Below are 19,366 nucleotides of genomic sequence, written 5' to 3'. Positions count from 1 at the left end.
CCCTGTAGTTAAAAATATTTTATAGGTACATTACCTTGGTAAGTTCAATAATCAAACAAAATCAGTTTTAAGTAAATTAACACCTACATTTTGCTCTTTACTCTGTTGGTTGCAACGCTGTTGGCAGGGTCGTCTGGCCAAAAGTGTTTAGGGTAACGACCTTTCATTTCCTTTTGCACATCGCGGTAACTGCTAGCCCAAAAATGGGCTAAATCTTGAGTAAGTTGCAATGAACGTTTACCTGGCGATAGCAGCTCCATAAGCAATGGCAATTTACCGTTGGCAAGCATAGGCGTACTGGTCAAGCCGTAAACTTCTTGCATACGCACGCTTATCTTTGCGGGGCCATCAAGTTGGTATTCTATTTTTATATTTGAGCCACTTGGCACCGTTAAGCGCAAAGGTAACAAAGCTTTTAACGTGGTTTGTTGTTGCCAATCAAAGCAGTTTTGTAATGCTTCAAAGTAGTTAAACTTTTTAAGCTGCGTGAGCGTTTTAATATCTTCTAAAAACACGCCTAGCCACTGCGCTGCATTTTGAATAAGTTGTTGCTCGTTTATTTGCGGGAATTTATCGGGCATCAAATTACTTGCTAGGCTCATACGTATCAGCAATTGTTGCGCATCAGGTTGCTCGTTAAATAATGCAAAACCGTGTTTAGTAAATAAGCTAAGCCACGCTTTAGCACGCTCGCTCTTATCTAGTTTTTGTTTACTAGGCTGGCTGCTGAGCGTTATAGCCCCGAGCTTTACTTCATCTTGATGAATAAAGCGCGCTGATTTTTCATCAAACTCACAACGAGTAAGTTCACTAAATAAATGCGGTAAAAATTCTTGTAACTCAAATGGGTTAAGTGCGGTGGCTGCAAATATACGCCCACCTTTGTGCCCGCCCATGGTTGCTATGGCTAAGTAATCGTCGTTGTGCCAGTAATCGACATTTAACTCAGCCCCAGCACCATTGGCAAGTAAATAACCATTACCACGTTTTTTAGCGATGCGATCGGGGTATGCCAATGCCACCAGCAAACTTATATAATGCGTATTTAATTCGCTGTTTTCGTCTTTTACTTTTAAGCGGCTTTGCCAATATTTTAACTGTTGCTTAAATACCGGATGCGGACGTTGCTGTTGGCTATGCAGCGCTAAACTCAACTCGTTTGCACTATTTACTCGGCTCTCAAGTAATGCTACTAAATAAATAGCAAGGCGATAAGTACCAGGGAGTTGGTCATCAAGTATTTGTGCTTTTAATAGCATATGCGCCAAACGAATATCAGCACCAAAACCTAACATTTTACTGCCAAGCGGTGTGAGCTTACCTTTGCTATCAATAGCTTCTAGCATGTTAAGCAGGTTACTTGCTTGCTCGCATTGTTGCTCAGTGGGCTTATCGAGCAAGGTTAGCTCATCAATACTGGCTCCCCATTGCTTTGCCTCAAGCATAAGTTGGCTTATGTCTGATGTGAGTATTTCGGGATTGTCGTGGCTATTACGTCGCTCAAAGGTTTGCTTTGAGCCAATTCGATAAACAATGCCCGGCTCTATTCGCCCTGCACGTCCTGCTCGCTGCACAGCAGAGGAGCGCGATATACTTTGTGTTGTGAGCTCTGTGACCCCTGTTTTTAAATTAAAGGTCGCTGCACGGCGCTTGCCGCTGTCAATTACAATGCGTATGCCTTCAATAGTTAAACTGGTTTCGGCTACATTGGTGGTAAGCACCACTTTGCGCATACCGTTTGGTGCAGGAGCAATAGCAGCTTGCTGATTGGCTTTATCTTGCTCGCCAAATAGCGTTGCAACTTGGCAGTTACTGGGTAAATCGTTCAGTGCTTGTTGCACGCGTAATATCTCAAACTGCCCAGGTAAAAACACCAACGCGCTGCCTGTTTGATCATTAAGTGCTTGTTTTATTATGTTAGGAATTGCATCAAGCCAGCGACTTTCATCTTTTATAGGTATGTATACTTCGTCTATTGGATAGCTGCGACCGCTTGATTGAATTACAGGGCAGTCAAAAAAGGCTGTATAGCGCTCTGTATCTAGCGTTGCCGACATAAGCATAATAGTTAAATCTTCACGCAGTGCACTTTGGGTCTCGAGCGCAAAGGCAAGTGAGGTATCGGCTGCAATTGAACGCTCATGAAATTCATCAAATATCAGTAAATCAATATCGCTTAATTCGGGGTCGTTTTGCAACATGCGCGTTAACATACCTTCGGTAACTATTTCGAGGCGCGTATTAGCGCTTACTTTACTCTCGCCTCTAATCCGCAAACCCACACTTTGCCCAACACTTTCGTTTTGGCACTTTGCTAAATAACTGGCAATATTACGAGCAGCTAAACGGCGAGGCTCTAGCATTACAATACGTTTAAAATGCCCGTCACGCATGAGTTGCAGCGGCAACCACGTCGATTTACCTGCACCAGGTGGTGCTTGTAATAACGTTATAGGATTACTTTGTAATGTAGTTACAAGTTGTTGATATATGTTTTGAACCGGCAGCACTGCTATTTACCCAAAATTGCTTTGTATGCATTGTAACAAAAACCAAAAATAAACGCGCCGCTAAAGCTAGTGAGTTTACGCGTATTTATAATCAGCAATAATTACAGGCTGCTCTGTACATTTTTTAAGGACGTACTTATTGAAATATAGATAACGCCCCTCTTAAAAATATAAGCTGCTGACTATAAACATAAAATAAAAGTTTAACTGGTTGGTACACGCCTTGCTTCTTTTATAGTGAACGTTAAATAAATCTAAGTAAGGAGAAACTTATGAACAGCGATCGTATGAAAGGTAATTGGAACGAACTTAAAGGTAAGGCGCAACAAAAATGGGGCGATCTTACTGACGACGATTTAGACAAAATTGAAGGTAGCCGTACAGAGCTAGTGGGGAAAATCCAGCAGCAGTATGGTAAATCTAAAGAAGAAGCAGAGCGTGAAGTAGATGAGTTTGAAAAAACTCACTAATCGCTAACTTCTAAAAAAACCGCCATTTGGCGGTTTTTTTGTTTAATAGAAACCTCTAAATTCAATTGAATAAAGCTTTCCTTAATAATTTAAAATTATTTGTTTAAATTACGCCTTTGGCACTATCTATTTTACAATTTTACGTTGTATTCATAATGACTTAACGAAAAATATTCTTCCTATTTCTTATCTTTAGTTATATTCTTTTATCGCTAATATAACGATCGCGATGGAATAAGTGCGGTTAACTATAAATTTAAAGGAACTTATATGAACAACAATGCTGTAGTGTCAGCTTTAACTGGTGTAACGGATTTATTTGGTGGGTTTTCTCTTCAAAGAGGAGACAATGACAAAAAGCAAATCTGGGAAGGAAAAAGTCACATTGCTAATCACTCTTTTGTATCCGAATTGCAAATACTACTCAATAAATTAGGAACATATAAATCAAAAATTGATGGAGATTTTGGGTTAAAAACTACACACGCATTAAAGTTATTCCAATGGAACGCAAAATCGGCACCATATCGATTAAAAAATTTAAGGGTTACTAATCAACTGCCCACTTTTAAAGGAAGTACCTCTGGGCAAACTGACAAAGCTACTCGTCGAGAGCTAAATATCTGGGCCGCTAGCAATTTTCGATGTACAGGGGACTTGCTAAGGTTAAGAGAAGCAACTTTTACTAATATAGAGCTCAATCCCAACTTCAAATTAATTGCAAACCAAAATGTATTGAAAGGTGAGTTTGTAGTTTCAGCGACCTTAATTACTGAGATAAAAGCAATGAACATTGAAGCAAAAAAACTAGGCCTAAAATTGGTTTTAAACCAGACAATAAGACAGCTTGGAGTTTCTCCAAGTGGCGCTGTAGTAACGCCAGCAAAACGCAGCCAACATTATATTGGGCATGCTTTAGATTTAAATATTGTTGATGGCTCTAATTGGAACAACTCAACCGCCTTTAAAACTAAGAGTGCTACGGCTTCAGCGGTTAAATTTATTGATATAATGAAAAAAAGAGGGCTTCGATGGGGGGGCGACTTTACCAGGATGGATTCCCCTCACTTCGATAAGCAGCTATCAGCTTCAACATTCGACTATGAAGCTAAGCACTTTTTTAACCAATCATTAATTTCAAACAATCAGATGATCCCACTTTTTATATAGGATACTAAAATGAAAAAAATCCTATTAGGATGCTTTGCTTTTAGTCTAATGGGCTGTACTGGGGTAGTAACAGCTGAACAAACATCTTCAGAAAAACAGTTATGTGATGACTATAATAATGATAAAGCTATTATTATTATAGGCAGCACACCATTTGAAGATTCTGAGTGGTACGCAGACTGGTCCTCTATCCTCAATAGCTTTGTTGCCACAAACAGTGAGTCTTTTCATGTTTATAGAGCTAACCAGTTCACACATGCAGACTTAAAAAACTACTCTGTATTATTTAGTAAAAAATCTAAGCAGAGCTACCTACTTGAGGAAGTTATTGAGCCGCAATCTTATCAATATGTTCATTTAGAATATACACAAGCTAATATACCTAAACATATTAGTGCGTTTAAACCGAACCAGATCAATACAAATTTAGTGAGCAAAATATGTAATTTATGAGTTTGAAAAGACATAGACTTACGAATAAAAAAACCGCCATTTGGCGGTTTTTTTAACGGCTTAAATAAAGTACGTTATTTACGTTTTTAATTGGTTACCTACAGGCAATTGCCTAATACGTTTACCGCAAGCTGCAAAAATAGCGTTACACAATGCAGGGGCGTAAACCGGTGTTGCGGGCTCGCCTACGCCTGCTGGTGGCGCATCGCTTTGTATTATTTCGACTTCTACCTCTAGTGGTGAATCGCTCATACGCGGTACGCGATAATCATGAAAGTTACTTTGCTGCACGCGGCCTTTATCAAAGGTAATACCATCGCTGATTGCAGTTGTAATACCGTAAATAGAACCACCTTGGGTTTGGTTTTTAACGGTGTCGGTGTTTACAACCGTACCCGCGTCAATGGCAACCCACGATTTAATTACGTTTAAATCGCCAGCATCCGACACTTCTACTTCAACTACCGTAGCTACGTAAGTTAAAAAGCTTCTGTGTGCTGCTATTCCTAAACCTCGACCTTTAGGAAGCTCTCGCCCCCATTTACTCATGTCAGCTACTTTTTCAATAACATGGCGCAGCCTGCCAATATCTAGAGGATAAACCGCTTTATCGCCACCGTAATTATCGTATGTGGCATTTTGCTCAGTTACATCAACAATACGACTCGGACCTATCGTGTCTAGTAAATAGTCTTTTTGGTCGCGACCGGCTTTGTGCGCTGCTTCGCCAATAAATGACTGAATAGCAAAGGCATGAAAAATATTTGATACAGAGCGCATCCAACCAATTCGTGCTTTGGCTTGCGCATCACCGTTTTCTAACTTCATATTAGGTGTGTTAATAGGGTTATCGGTAAATCCTAAGCGCAGTTCAAAGCTTCCTGGCGTAGTCGCCCCTTCTGAAAAGGTAGAGGTAATTGGTGAAAACGCGGTGCGGTGTAAATAAGACTCTATAGCGCCATTTTTATCTAGCGATGCTTCAATGTGCTGAGCCGAAACCGCATGGTAAAAACCATGTTGTATGTCGTCTTCACGCGTCCATTGCACACGAATAGGCTTGCCTACTTTCATTGAAAGGTAAGCTGCTTCTGCTGAAAAGTCAGGTTTTGACTTACGCCCAAAACCGCCCCCTAACATGGTAACGTGAACATTAATTTTGCTCTCATCCATGCCAAGCATTGCAGCCACTGTTTTCATATCGGCTTGTGGATTTTGCGTAGCAGCCCATATATCAACACTATCTTTGTTGTACATAGCTGTTGCACACGGCGGCTCCATTGGTGCTTGAGCAAGATGCGGCGCGTAATAATCAGCTACGAGTTTATTGCTCGATTTAGCCAACACGCCCATGGCATCGCCTTTATCACGTATGTTTGCCTGTGGAGTTTGTACAGTTTTTAGTAATGACTTTTTAAATTCTTTTGAATTGTAATCGCCATTTTTGCCATCATCCCACACCACTTTTAATGCTTTACGCCCTTGCCATGCAGCCCATGTATTTTTAGCTATAATCGCAATACCGCCTTTTGGCTGAAACTGCGGCGCGCCTTTTGGTGCAGGTATTTCAATAACATCTAAAACGCCGTTTATCGCTTTTGTAGCACTGGCATCAAACGACTTAACAACACCGCCTACCACTGGCGGACGTTCAATTATAGCCACCAGCGCTTTTGGTTCGCGTACATCGGCTGCAAATATTGCTTTACCTGTTACTAAATCGGCTAAATCTATGTGCGCCATGCCAGTATTAATGTAGCGCCATTCTTTGCGTGTTTTAAGTGTTAGTTTGTCAGCTTCTGGTGGCGTTATTGTAAGCGCTAAGTCGATTAAATCTTTATAAATAAGCGATTTACCTGAGCTGTGTGTAACAACGTGTTGATTGGCTGTACAGGTCTGCGGGTCAACTTTCCAATACTTAGCGGCAGCATGCTGCATCATGTAACGTACACTTGCGCCCATTTCACGCAGGCGCTTCATGTTGTAGCGAATACTGCGCGAGCCATCGGTATTTTGATCGCCATATTTAGGGTCGCCCTTACCCTGAATAACAATAACCTTATCCCACGCGGCTTCCATTTCATCGGCAACTATTTGTGCAATCGCGGTGCGAATTTGCTGTCCCATTTCAGAGCGATGGCAGGTTATTTCAACCTTGCCGTCTGGGCGCAGTGCAATAAATAAGTTTGCGCGCTTTGCTTGCTCAGATGGCTGCTCTAATACACCCGCAAATGCTCTTGGCGCACTGCCTACAAAATAAGTACCGAGTACCAACGCACCTATTGCACTGGTTTTTAAAAACTTACGGCGGTTTAAATCAAAGTATTTGTTATCTTGGTTCATACTTCTTCCCCTTGTTCATTTGGGTCAAAATATTGAACACTCGCCATTGTTTTAGCAGCTGATTTAATTGCTTTATGAATACGCGGGTATGTACCACAACGGCAAATATTTCCCGACATATTACTTACTATTTCATCGTCAGTTGGGGTTGGGTTTGCTGCTAATAAACTCGCAGCTTGCATCATTTGGCCGCACTGGCAAAAACCACACTGCGGTACTTTATGCTCTATCCATGCTTGTTGTACAGGATGGTCGCCCTGCTCGCTTAACCCTTCAATTGTCGTAATTGAACGCCCTGCTGCTGCCGCTACAGGTAATACACACGAGCGCTGAGCTACCCCATCAATATGCACGGTACACGCACCGCACTGTGCCATACCACAACCAAATTTAGGCCCAGTTAAATTCAATTCATCTCGGAGGTACCATAATACTGGCGTTGACGGATCGCCAGAAAACTCATGTTTATTACCATTAATGGTAAGCGTGATCATACTAAACTCCTTGGCAAAGCGCTTTACAGGAGGGTTCCTTGTTGCGCGAGAACTATTTTTAATTACTTACTATTTTATACTTACTACTTTTAGCCTACCACTTAGATCTATTTTATAAAAATACTAATTATTAGAACGTTTAAACCACATTGAAATTATTAACGTCTGATTATTAGTATTATGACTAGGCCCTGCTGACCTTTTAGATTGAAACTCACTCAATCTAGGGGAGATTTAATCGCGGCGGGAGGTTTGTAAACACCAAAGCGTAAATTGCCCCTATGCAGAACCCTTGGGGCATTGCATGTTAAACCTCGAAAGATAAACAGCCCTAAATGAAAGTTTAAAAAGACTATTAATAAATAAAAAACCGCCATTTGGCGGTTTTAGATAGTGTAAATAAGCTTTTAACTATTAATTAAAACGGCGTCTACCAAATAAAACCACTGATAGCAGCGTAAGTAAGTAATAAATACTGCCACCTGAGCTAGAGCCTGAATCAGATGAAGGAGTCGCTAGCGCAGCAGCTTGCTTACCTTCAACGTTTATAGTCACAGTTTGAACTGCAGAACTATCAAATTTATCTTTAGCTACATAGCTAAACGTTACTACATGATCGGATTCGCTCGTAGGAGTTAGTTTAAACAATCCAGTATCAGGCTCAAATGTTAAAGTTCCTGAGTTTGGCTCTGTTACCACTTCAAATTCAAGTGTATCGTTGTCGCTATCTAATGCTGAAAAGCGACCATTCACTTCACTCTTATAAGAGGTGTTATATGTTACATTTTCAGCTTGTGGGGCTGTATTTGTAAGTTCAATAACAACATTATGAAGCTCTGATTCAACTAAAGAATCTTTCACTGTAAAGCTAACTGATACTGGCTCAACCGAGTCACCACTTGGTGAAAAGGTCACGCTACCTAAAGCAGAGTCCATTAACTGAATTTGCCCATGAGCAGGCGAATTTTTAATTTGAAATACTAATGGCTCTGCGTCTTCATCCACACCTTCTAAATTAAAGTTAAGCGGTGTATTCCAATGAGTTTGCAGTGTCATATTATTTGCTGTTGGTGCTGTATTTTTTAGCTCTAACGTTAAGCTTGATAACGCTGAACGTGAACGATCTTTTACTGTGTAGTAACTAAGCTCGTCAATGCCTACAGCGCCCGATGGTATATAAGTTAATAGACCCGTCTGTCTGTCGGTAAACTCGACCCTACCCAGAGTTGGTCTCTTATTTAAAACTACATAATCAATATCATCTGATACAGGTAAGTCTATTTGTATGCTTTTTAAAACATGATCAGAGTAGCTTACAGCTTCAGGTTTAGCTAAAGGCTCAGCAACTTGATTAGAAAACACCTCCAATGACTGACCTGCCAACAAGGTATAATCAACATTATTATACGTAGAAGTTGCTAACCAACTGTCATTATTCTTACGCTTAGCAGTGTATGAAACCACATTGTTATCTAGGTTATATTCACCAAACTGATCAGAACACGAATACTGCACAAACCCAGCTCTTACAGACACAATGTTATTTAAAGTGTTTTGGCACACTTCACTAATTAATGTTGTCTGCCCATTTAAAGCCACTTTGTAAAGTGAGCCGTTATAGGTAGATGCAACTAAAGTTTCTTCTCCATTAATAACAGTGTTAACCAAACCGTTAAAGCTTTGCTCCAAAGCAACTTTAGATATAGTGTTTTCAGAGTAGTCATAACTAATGAGGTAATCACTAACGAGACCAACCACATCTATATTTTCGTTATCAAGAAAGCTTCCAGTTACTATTGAACTCATACCGCCCCAATAAAATCCTAAGCGAGGCGATGTTTTTAATAACTCTCCAGTTTGCCCATTTAATACTTTAAAAAAGGTACCTTCACTTCCTGTATGCTCAGCGCCATTACCTACTATTATTTCTAACTTGCCATCATTATTAATATCTAACGTTGTTAAGGTACTAATGTAGTCTCCGCCGCCTAGATATGTTTGAAATAGCTCTTCACCCGTTTCAGGTGAAAACACCTGTACATTCGCATTGTATATAGCAGAGCTGCCAGTAATAATATAATTCTTACCATCATCAAACAGCTGAGCAGTAGTAACTAAATTGTTATTATCCCAATCGTTATTAACGCTTATATTTGTAAGTATTTTTTCATTAGTTTGTGTATCTATTATGTGCAAAGCGTTACTGTCACGCTCGGAATAAAGTATATCTAAGCTACCGTTATTATTAATATCAGCAAGTGCTAACGCTTTATTTGAGTAGTACTTAATGCCTTTAGCCCACTGCTGGGCTTTATCATCCGTGTTGTGAATATAAAAACCATCTTCACCTGATGAAGAATAGCCTGAGCCCCAAGCAATATTTTGTTTGCCATCGCCGTTAAGGTCATCTACAACAATGCCCGACACACCATGCTCTGGATTATTAATACTCCAAAACTCAACGCCTGTTGTGAGTGAAAGCGCGTATAAGCTCCCCCACTGACCATCGCCGTAAACTAAATCGTCGGTACCATCATTATCGATGTCTGCAACTATTACTTTATCAATATCTAAGTCGCTTTGGGCTGTCCATAAAATGCTTTCAGTGCTTGGGCTTAGCATTTCTATACTGTACCAACTTTGCCCATTAATCACTTCATCTAAGCCGTCGTTATTAATATCAACAGTAATGAAATGCTCGCCATTAATACTTACACTAAGTTGTTTATGCAGTACAAGTTCTGAATTTTCAAACCTATAAACCGCACCATCACTAAATAAAACTTCTTTTGCATTGGCCTCAGTAAACGAGCCTGTCACAAAATTTTGTGGTACGTTTTCAAGTACCGCAATTTCAGATAAATCGAGCGAGTTAAGAACAAAAAGCTTACTACTTTGATAAACAAAAAGCTCATCTTGGCCATCGCTGTTTATATCAAACTTATCTGCTGCTCTTGGGTAATAAAATTCTTTGCTTAGCTCTATCTCTTGGGTGACTAAATTAACTTTATGTACTGCGTTATTATCTAAAACATATAAGTAATATGTATCTGCCACTGTATCTTTAATTAGTGTGGTATCTTCAATATAGTCATCAAAGTCGTAGCTAGCTGTTACTTTATACGCACCTTTTACATACTCTATAATATTAAAATTGCTCTCTTGGGCGGATATAATGTGCTTGCTACCCACACCCGACAAAGGTGCAATGTACATGCCTTTGCGACCTGTTGAGTTACCTAATGAAAATTCACGAAATACGCTATTAAGCTCTATGCTTTGCTCGTCTGAGGCCGCTTGAGTAAGGCTATTATTTTTTATAATTGGCGTGAGTTGAGGCTTTTTAGATAAACTTTCAAAATGAGCTTTATCAAAATTTATTTTTTGATCGTTAATTAAAACAGCATCACCGTAAGTATTTTTTTGAGTGTTTTTTATAGGTTGTGCATGAGTATTGGCATTCACTGGATACGCGCTCATCATGAGCAACGTAAGGCAAGATAGTTTAATCAATTCCATAATCCTTTGTATTTCTTTATTTAATAACGCCACTACAACTGTAACGTTCCATTAACACGGCATTATATAGAGTAAAAACCGGAAATAAAGAGGCGATTAACAAAGTTTTACAAAGACATAGAAGAAATAACGTAATAATATTTTATTTTCAGCTAAGCTAGTTTTCTAAAAAACTTAGCCGCATATTTACTAATTAAAATCGATGAATGAGTGCTTATAACATCTTCAGACAATAATTTCTCATCGTCTTTATAGACTTCAAGCCAACCTGGTGGTGATGTATCACAGCCAATAATGGTTACATGTAGTATGTAACTATAACGTCCATTTTTAAACGTATAGTGATGATTACCGCCAGTGCGACTAACCGTTACATCGCCGTTAAATAAAACCATGTCTGGCTTATCACTTGGCTTTTTATTAATACCCCACACTACATAACGATAATTTCCATCACCTAAATCATCAACACGAATATGGTAGTTAGCCGTTTTCCAATCGAGTACTGGTTTTTCAAAAGTATTAATACTTGCGTGCAAGGATTGCTTACCTTGTTCGATTAAGCTTTTAGCAAGTGTCTGCTCTTTAGTATTTTGTGTATTTACAGCAATAATTCCACCACTATGTCTGGAATAAAGATTTGAGCCCTTTTGTTATTAAATACGAAATGAAACAAAAGCGAGTAAATCTTTCAAAGCCTTCCCTAAGTAAAGTCCATCTAAAACCTTATTAAGAGCCTGTTATAACTTCATATTCTGCTCTACTAACATTTGGTACTGCAAAATTAGGAACTATATCTCTAGTATCTGGTATAGCTCTAGTTTCTATCGGAAAGTGCCAAATGTTAAACATATTATTTGGTCTAGTATCATAGGCTAATTGATCCCAACCTAAAATTGAAGCCATTCGAAAAGTGGCTAGTTTTTTTGCCATTTGCATATCTGATTTGGGGTTGAAATATAAAAGATAACCAGTATTAACTGCCCCAGTTAATATATCAACAGCCTGTAAACCCCAATGAAGCTTAGAGTCTTGCATTGATACAAGCTCAATTTTTGAAGATGTTGGTAATTTAGCAAGCATATGATTAGTAATAATTTGAATTACTTCATCTTGTTTGGGGTATTTTGTACTTTTCTGGTCTATATATACTTTAAAGTTAGCGTTTAAACCTTTACTACTTTGATTTAGAAGTTGATTATACGTTGTGTAAAAAGCCGCTTCTTCATCTCTATGCCATTTTTGATAAGGGGCTTTTGATACCGCAATAGCATGGAAAGTACACGGGCTACTTAGTACAAACTTTAAGATATTTAAGCATAAATTAATTTGTCCTGAGCTTTTTCTTATTTTTTCCCATTTTATTTCACCTTGAATCCCACTCGATTTATAAATTTTTTCAATTTTAAAATTGAATTCATCTAAATATTCACTTGGAACATTTAAAATACCGATAGTATAACAAGGTGACCCTTTTGAAATTCCACTTTCATCAGCAAATGATACTACATCGTTCACTTCACTCTCCTTATGCATAAGCATTAAATAGCCTATTGGGTTCAATTTTTGGGGGTCATAACATCCCAAAACTACTTATATTCGCTTGATTAATAATTTCACTAAATAAACTCTTTGTAAACATATGATTATCTGGACAAAAAAAGGACTTTATTATTTTCACAAAAAACGTTTATTAATGCTATGCGACAAAACCATAATACATCTCTATCTCACTAAACTAATTTAAAAACAAAAAAACGAGCCTAATTAGGCTCGTTTTTGTTCTTTGTGTTTACTGATAGCTCACAACTAAAAACTAACCGCTTCGCTTTACTCCGGATCATACCCCAAGTTAGGCGATAGCCATCTTTCAGCTTCTTCAAGCGTCATATTGGTTCGTTTAGCATAATCTTCAACTTGGTCTTTTTGTACCGCCGCTACGGCGTAGTATTTAGCCTCAGGGTGTGAAAAGTACCAACCCGAAACAGCAGCACCTGGCCACATGGCGTACGAGCTAGTTAGCTGCATACCAATGCGTTTTTCGGTATCGAGCAACTGCCAAATTTTCTTTTTCTCAGTGTGCTCAGGGCACGCTGGGTAACCTGGCGCTGGGCGAATACCTTGGTAGTTTTCGCGTATTAGCTCATCGTTTGCTAGGTTTTCGTCTGGTGCAAAACCCCAATACTCTTTACGTACTTTTTCGTGTAGGTATTCTGCAAACGCTTCGGCGAGCCTATCGGCAACGGCTTTAACCATTATTTTGTTGTAGTCGTCTTGCTGTGCGTCAAACGCATTTGCTAAGTCGTCTTCTTCTAGGCCGCCCGTTACTGCAAACGCGCCAAAGTAATCAGGCGTGCCTTTGGGTGCTATGTAGTCGGCTAGGCAATAATTAGCAAAGTCGGTTTTTTCGGTTTGCTGGCGTAAATGGCACGAAGTAGTTAATACTTCTTTGCGTGTTTCGTCGGTGTATATTTCTATGTCGTCCCCAACGCGGTTAGCCGGGAATAAACCAATTACCCCAAGTGGTTGCAAACTGCCTGCTTTTTCAAGGTCGTCTAACATATCGTTAGCGTCTTTAAATAAGCTTTGCGCTTGCTCGCCTACTACTTCATCGTCCATTATGCGCGGGTATTTACCGGCAATTGACCACGTCATAAAGTATGGCGTCCAATCTATGTATTTACGCAAAGTAGCAATTGATACGTTTTTAAATTCAGTCACGCCCAGCTTTTTAGGCACAGGTGGTGTGTAGTTATCCCAATCAAGCTTTGCTGCGTTATCGCGTGCGCGCTGGATTGTAACAGGCTTAGAGCGTGGTTTTTTTCGCGCTTGTTGCTCGCGCACTTTTACATATTCAGCTTTAGTTTTAGCTAAAAAGTCAGGTTTAATGTCTTTTGATAATAAGTTTGAAACTACACCAACTGCACGGCTTGCGTTATTTACATACACAACGCCTTTGTCATATTGCGGCTCAATTTTTACTGCGGTGTGCGCTTTAGAGGTAGTTGCACCACCAATGAGTAGCGGCAGTTCAAAACCACGGCGTTTCATTTCTTTTGCTACGTGTACCATTTCGTCAAGCGATGGGGTAATTAAGCCCGATAAACCAATAATATCGGCTTTTTCGTCGATGGCGGTTTGCAGTATTTTATCGGCAGGTACCATTACGCCTAAATCAATAACTTCGTAGTTATTACATTGTAGTACCACGCCTACAATATTTTTACCTATGTCGTGTACGTCGCCTTTTACGGTCGCCATCACTATTTTACCATTGGTTGAACCTTCTTCTTTTTCGGCTTCAATAAATGGGTCTAAGTAGGCTACGGCTCGTTTCATTACGCGCGCCGATTTAACCACTTGTGGTAAAAACATTTTACCTGCGCCAAATAAATCACCTACCACGTTCATGCCATCCATTAACGGCCCTTCAATTACGTGAATAGGTTTATCGGCAGCAGCGCGGCACTCTTCGGTATCTTCATCTATAAAGGTGGTAATGCCTTTTACAAGGGCGTGCTCTAGGCGTTTTTCAACAGGCCATGTGCGCCATTCTAAATCTTCTACTCGCTCGGCTTGTGCCATACCAGAGTATTTTGGTGCAAGCTCTACTAAACGCTCGCCTGCGCCTGGGTCTGTGTTAAGTATTACGTCTTCAACGGCTTTACGAAGCTCTTCTGGTATGTCGTCGTAAACGGCGAGTTGCCCTGCATTTACAATACCCATATCCATACCCGCTTTTATTGCGTGGTATAAAAATACCGAGTGAATAGCTTCACGTACTGGGTTATTACCTCTAAATGAAAACGATACATTAGACACCCCGCCCGACACTTTACAGTGCGGTAAGTTTTGCTTAATACGGCGTGTGCCTTCAATAAATTCTACTGCGTAGTTATCGTGCTCTTCTATACCGGTAGCTACGGCAAATATATTAGGATCGAATATAATATCCTCTGGTGGAAAACCAATGTCTTCTACTAATATTTTGTAGCTGCGGGCACATATTTCATATTTTCGGTCTGCTGTATCAGCTTGCCCGTCAGTATCAAACGCCATTACAACGGCAGCTGCACCAAAACGTTTTATTATTTTAGCTTGGCGAATAAACGGCTCTTCGCCCTCTTTTAGTGATATAGAGTTAACAATGGCCTTACCTTGAATACACTTTAGGCCTGCTTCTATTACTTCCCATTTAGAGGAGTCGACCATAATGGGTACGCGTGAAATATCAGGCTCTGAGGCTATTAAGTTTAAAAACTTAACCATCGCGGCTTTTGAGTCCAACATGGCTTCGTCCATGTTTATATCAATAACCTGTGCGCCATTTTCTACTTGTTCGCGGGCCACTGTTAGCGCAGCTTCAAAGTCTTCTTCCATGATTAAACGTTTAAACATGGCAGAACCGGTTACATTGGTACGTTCGCCGACATTAGTAAATACTGCTATTTGTTGGGTCATGTTGGCTCCTTAATTTAAGTTACAGGCTTCAAGGCCTGATAAACGCATGCGTACTTCAAGCTCTGGCAATTGGCGTGGTTTAACGCCCGCTAGACCTTTTGCAAAAGCACGAATATGCGCAGGCGTGGTGCCACAACATCCACCTACTATATTAATAAAGCCCGATTTACCCCAATCGATAATTTCGGTTGCCATTTCAGGCGCTTCTAAGTCGTATTCACCAAACTCATTAGGCAAGCCCGCATTAGGGTGTACCGATGTAAAGGTTTCGCACACGCGCGAAAGCTCTTCTACATATTGGCGCAGTAAATCAGGGCCAAGCGCGCAGTTTAAACCAATCGAAATAGGCTTAATATGGCGAATAGAATTATAAAATGCTTCGGTTGTTTGCCCAGAAAGCGTACGTCCAGAGGCGTCGGTAATAGTGCCCGAGATCATAACTGGTAATGTGCGCCCTGCTTGCTCAAAGGCTTCTTCTACGCCAAACGAGGCGGCTTTTGCATTAAGCGTGTCGAATATAGTTTCGATTAGTATTAAATCGGCGCCGCCTTCCATTAATGCAAGGGTAGACTCTACATACGCAGTAACCAGCTTATCAAAGGTAACGTTTCGGTAACCCGGATCGTTTACGTCTGGCGAAATTGAACACGTTTTAGAGGTCGGCCCTAAAACACCGGCTACATAGCGCGGTTTTTCTGGCGTTTTAGCCGTAAATTCATCGCAAATTGCGCGTGCTAATTTAGCCGACTCTAGGTTTATTTCACGGCTTAGGTTTGCCATGTCGTAATCTTCCATCGAAATAGTGGTCGAGTTAAACGTGTTGGTTTCGATAATATCGGCGCCCGCTGATAAAAAACCACGATGAATATCAGTGATTAAGTCGGGCTTGGTTAGGCTTAATAAATCGTTATTGCCTTTAATTAATACATGCCAGTCTTTAAAACGCTCTCCGCGATAGTCTTCTTCTTCTAGCTTATGATCTTGGATCATGGTGCCCATAGCGCCATCTAAAATTAAAATGCGTTCTTTTAATGCGGCACTTATTTCGGCTTGTTTATTATTTGTAGGCGCGTTATTCAGCATAGTTGTTAGTCCTCACGTCTTGGCTAACTAAATTAATATCATACGGTGTGGTTTGGTACACGTAGTAATTTAACCAGTTCGAAAAAAGTAAAAAAGCATGGCTTTGCCACGTTTTTGAAGGTTGTTTGGTTGCATCGTCATCCGGAAAGTAATTTTCGGGCTTTGGTGCATTAGGGCTTTTTTTACAATCGCGCTCGTATTCTGCTTTTAGCGAGTCGGCGTCGTACTCTGGGTGGCCGGTTATAAACACTTGGCTACCTGATTTATTTTTAAGTAAGTAAGCCCCTACTCGCTCAGAACCTGCCAGAACAACGAGTTCTTCACAGGCGTTTATTTTATTTATATCAATATGGCCGTAGCGTGAGTGCGGTACCAAAAAGGTATCGTCGAATCCGCGAGTCAGTGCACCGTGATCAAAATAACACTGGTGAGTAAATACGCCACACAGTTTATCGTCTTTTAAATCGCGTTTTAAATTGTAACGGTGATATAACGCTGCATGCGCTGCCCAACACGAAAATAACGTAGAGGTAACGTGTTGCTCAGCCCAATCAATAATGACCTTTAGCTCATCCCAATACGCTACATCGTCGTATTCTAAATGGGCAAGTGGCGCACCGGTTACTATTAATGCATCGTAATTGTTGTCTTTAACCTCAGAAAAATAACGGTAAAAGGTATCAAGGTGCTCTTCTGAGTTGCTGCTACTGCGGTGAGTGTCGAGGCGCAGTAGTTCTACGTTTACTTGCAAAGGTGAGTTGGCAAGTAAGCGAATAAACTGAACTTCGGTTTCTACTTTATTAGGCATTAAGTTTAAAATAGCCAAACGCATTGGGCGTATTTCTTGCGTTTTTGCACGACTTTTTGGCATTACAAATACGTTTTCTTGACGTAAACGTGCAATTGCCGGCAACTCGTCTTTTACTGTAATTGGCATACTTTACTCCTGCTCATAAAAACCGAGGCTTAATTATGAACTGAAAGTAAAAAATATCAACCTCTAGATGTATAGATGTCCAAATGAAATTTATTCATGATTTTATATTTTACTTACAAGCATGCTTTGGTGCTTTAAAACCCGCCATTCGTTGACTGTTTCACCCGTCAGCCACTACAATACAACATTGAAATTTTTATTATTATTTGAAGGCTTTCCTCCATGGTTTTACCTGATAAATTTATATTCTCGATGAGTCGAGTATCTAAGGTTGTGCCACCTAAGCGCACTATCTTAAAAGATATTTCGTTGCACTTTTTTCCTGGCGCTAAAATTGGTGTGCTTGGTTTAAACGGTTCTGGTAAATCTACGTTACTGCGTATTATGGCCGGTGTTGACCAAGATTTTGAAGGTGATGCACATCCTCAGCCTGGTACTAAAATTGGTTATTTACCGCAAGAACCTATTTTAGACGAAAGTAAAACAGTACGTGAAACTGTTGAAGAAGCTGTTGGCGAAGTTAAACATGCACTTAAACGTCTTGACGAAGTGTATAACGAATACGCCATGGAAGACGCAGACTTTGACGCACTTGCAAAAGAGCAAGGCGAGCTTGAAGCTGTTATTCAGGCGCACGATGGTCATAACATCGACAACGTTTTAGAACGCGCAGCTGATGCACTTCGCCTGCCAGAGTGGGATGCTAAAATTGAGCACCTTTCAGGTGGTGAGCGTCGCCGTGTTGCTATATGTCGATTATTACTTGAAAAACCAGACATGCTTATTCTTGATGAGCCTACTAACCACTTAGATGCTGAGTCGGTTGCATGGTTAGAGCGCTTCTTACACGATTACGAAGGCACTGTTGTGGCAGTAACGCATGACCGTTACTTCCTTGATAATGTAGCTGGTTGGATATTAGAGCTTGACCGTGGTGAAGGTATTCCATGGGAAGGTAACTACTCTTCTTGGCTTGAACAAAAAGATGCGCGCTTACAGCAAGAACAAAAATCTGAAAAAGCTCGTCAAAAATCAATTGCGCAAGAACTTGAATGGGTTCGTTCAAACCCGAAAGGTCGTCAAGCTAAGTCAAAAGCACGTATGGCTCAGTTTACTGAAATGCAGCAGTCTGATTACCAAAAACGTAACGAAACTAACGAGATGTTTATCCCACCTGGTCCGCGTTTAGGTGACCAAGTACTTGAAGTAACTAATCTTCGTAAGAGTTTTGGCGATCGTGTTTTAATTGATGACTTAAGCTTTAGCATGCCAAAAGGTGCCATTGTGGGCATTATTGGTGCGAATGGCGCGGGTAAATCAACACTGTTTAAAATGATAAGCGGTGAGCAAACGCAAGACAGCGGTAGCATCAGCGTTGGCGAAACAGTACACCTAGCTACTGTTGATCAGTTCCGCGACGGTATGGACGAAAGCAAAACTGTTTTCCAAGAAATATCAGACGGACAAGACGTACTGAAAATTGGTAACTTTGAGTTCCCAAGCCGAGCATATGTAAGTCGCTTTAACTTTAAAGGTAACGATCAGCAAAAGTTTGTTAAAGACCTATCAGGTGGTGAGCGTAACCGTTTACACCTTGCTAAGTTATTAAAAGCTGGCGGCAATGTGTTACTACTCGATGAGCCAACCAATGACTTGGACGTTGAAACACTACGTGCACTGGAGAACGCTATTTTAGAGTTCCCAGGTTGTGTAATGTGTATCTCGCATGACCGTTGGTTCCTTGACCGTATTGCTACACATATTTTAGATTACCGCGACGAAGGTCAAATTAACTTCTTTGATGGTAACTACACTGAATATGAAGAGTGGCTTAAAAAGACCCTAGGCGCTGAGGCAACTCAACCTAAACGTATTAAGTACAAAAAAATTGGCTAAAAATATTGGTTAATTTTATGTTTGTATAACTTA

The 19,366-nt window shown here is 40.3% G+C and carries 12 protein-coding genes and 1 pseudogene; 4 read left to right on the top strand and 9 right to left on the bottom strand.

All coding sequences use genetic code 11. The annotated features are described in order from the left end of the window. Positions 1 to 83: 83 nt before the first annotated feature. Positions 84 to 2,510 carry an ATP-dependent helicase HrpB gene (gene hrpB, locus H5087_RS00795; protein ID WP_182670842.1) on the bottom strand — a complete coding sequence of 809 codons (2,427 nt, stop codon included), beginning with the start codon at positions 2,508 to 2,510 and terminating at the stop codon, positions 84 to 86. A 272-nt stretch (positions 2,511 to 2,782) separates the two neighbouring features. On the opposite strand from hrpB, the gene H5087_RS00790 reads away from it, so the two are divergent. From H5087_RS00790 to H5087_RS00780, 3 genes are all read left to right on the top strand, one after another. Then, positions 2,783 to 2,980 (top strand): CsbD family protein, encoded by a 198-nt coding sequence (locus H5087_RS00790; RefSeq protein WP_002958133.1) that lies wholly within the window; start codon positions 2,783 to 2,785, stop codon positions 2,978 to 2,980. Positions 2,981 to 3,250: 270 nt separating this feature from the next. Next, positions 3,251 to 4,150: a M15 family metallopeptidase gene (locus H5087_RS00785; RefSeq protein WP_182670841.1), complete on the top strand. Its 900-nt coding sequence runs from the start codon at positions 3,251 to 3,253 to the stop codon at positions 4,148 to 4,150. A 9-nt stretch (positions 4,151 to 4,159) separates the two neighbouring features. Then, complete coding sequence (locus H5087_RS00780) at positions 4,160 to 4,603, top strand: hypothetical protein (RefSeq protein ID WP_182670840.1); 444 nt, start codon at positions 4,160 to 4,162, stop codon at positions 4,601 to 4,603. A 78-nt stretch (positions 4,604 to 4,681) separates the two neighbouring features. On the opposite strand, the gene H5087_RS00775 is transcribed toward H5087_RS00780, so the two are convergent. From H5087_RS00775 to metA, 8 genes and pseudogenes are all read right to left on the bottom strand, one after another. Beyond that, positions 4,682 to 6,943, bottom strand: coding sequence for a xanthine dehydrogenase family protein molybdopterin-binding subunit (locus H5087_RS00775; protein WP_182670839.1), 2,262 nt, complete (start codon positions 6,941 to 6,943; stop codon positions 4,682 to 4,684). Then, a complete protein-coding gene (locus H5087_RS00770) occupies positions 6,940 to 7,437 on the bottom strand; it encodes a (2Fe-2S)-binding protein (RefSeq protein ID WP_182670838.1) in 498 nt (165 codons plus the stop codon). The genes H5087_RS00775 and H5087_RS00770 overlap by 4 nt, the downstream gene beginning before the upstream one ends. A gap of 414 nt (positions 7,438 to 7,851) precedes the next feature. After that, a complete protein-coding gene (locus H5087_RS00765; RefSeq protein ID WP_182670837.1) occupies positions 7,852 to 10,950 on the bottom strand; it encodes a VCBS repeat-containing protein in 3,099 nt (1,032 codons plus the stop codon). A 158-nt stretch (positions 10,951 to 11,108) separates the two neighbouring features. Continuing rightward, positions 11,109 to 11,576: pseudogene (locus H5087_RS00760) on the bottom strand (hypothetical protein); the annotation flags it as partial. A gap of 109 nt (positions 11,577 to 11,685) precedes the next feature. Next, positions 11,686 to 12,474, bottom strand: a complete 789-nt coding sequence (locus tag H5087_RS00755; RefSeq protein WP_182670836.1) for a DUF3800 domain-containing protein — start codon at positions 12,472 to 12,474, stop codon at positions 11,686 to 11,688. 312 nt (positions 12,475 to 12,786) lie between these two features. Beyond that, complete coding sequence (metH, locus tag H5087_RS00750; protein WP_002958120.1) at positions 12,787 to 15,417, bottom strand: methionine synthase; 2,631 nt, start codon at positions 15,415 to 15,417, stop codon at positions 12,787 to 12,789. A 9-nt stretch (positions 15,418 to 15,426) separates the two neighbouring features. Beyond that, complete coding sequence (locus tag H5087_RS00745) at positions 15,427 to 16,500, bottom strand: homocysteine S-methyltransferase family protein (protein ID WP_182670835.1); 1,074 nt, start codon at positions 16,498 to 16,500, stop codon at positions 15,427 to 15,429. Further along, entirely contained in the window at positions 16,490 to 17,437 is a 948-nt protein-coding gene (metA, locus tag H5087_RS00740) for a homoserine O-succinyltransferase (protein WP_002958117.1), read from the bottom strand. Before metA ends, H5087_RS00745 begins: the two co-directional genes overlap by 11 nt. Before the next feature lie 222 nt (positions 17,438 to 17,659). Between metA and ettA the strand changes: the two genes are divergently transcribed. Beyond that, positions 17,660 to 19,333: an energy-dependent translational throttle protein EttA gene (ettA, locus tag H5087_RS00735; protein WP_039486820.1), complete on the top strand. Its 1,674-nt coding sequence runs from the start codon at positions 17,660 to 17,662 to the stop codon at positions 19,331 to 19,333. Positions 19,334 to 19,366: the final 33 nt, after the last annotated feature.

This window comes from Pseudoalteromonas sp. SR43-7 (assembly GCF_014163785.1).
GTDB classification, from domain to species: domain Bacteria; phylum Pseudomonadota; class Gammaproteobacteria; order Enterobacterales; family Alteromonadaceae; genus Pseudoalteromonas; species Pseudoalteromonas distincta.
This window is presented reverse-complemented; position numbering and strand designations above follow the sequence as displayed.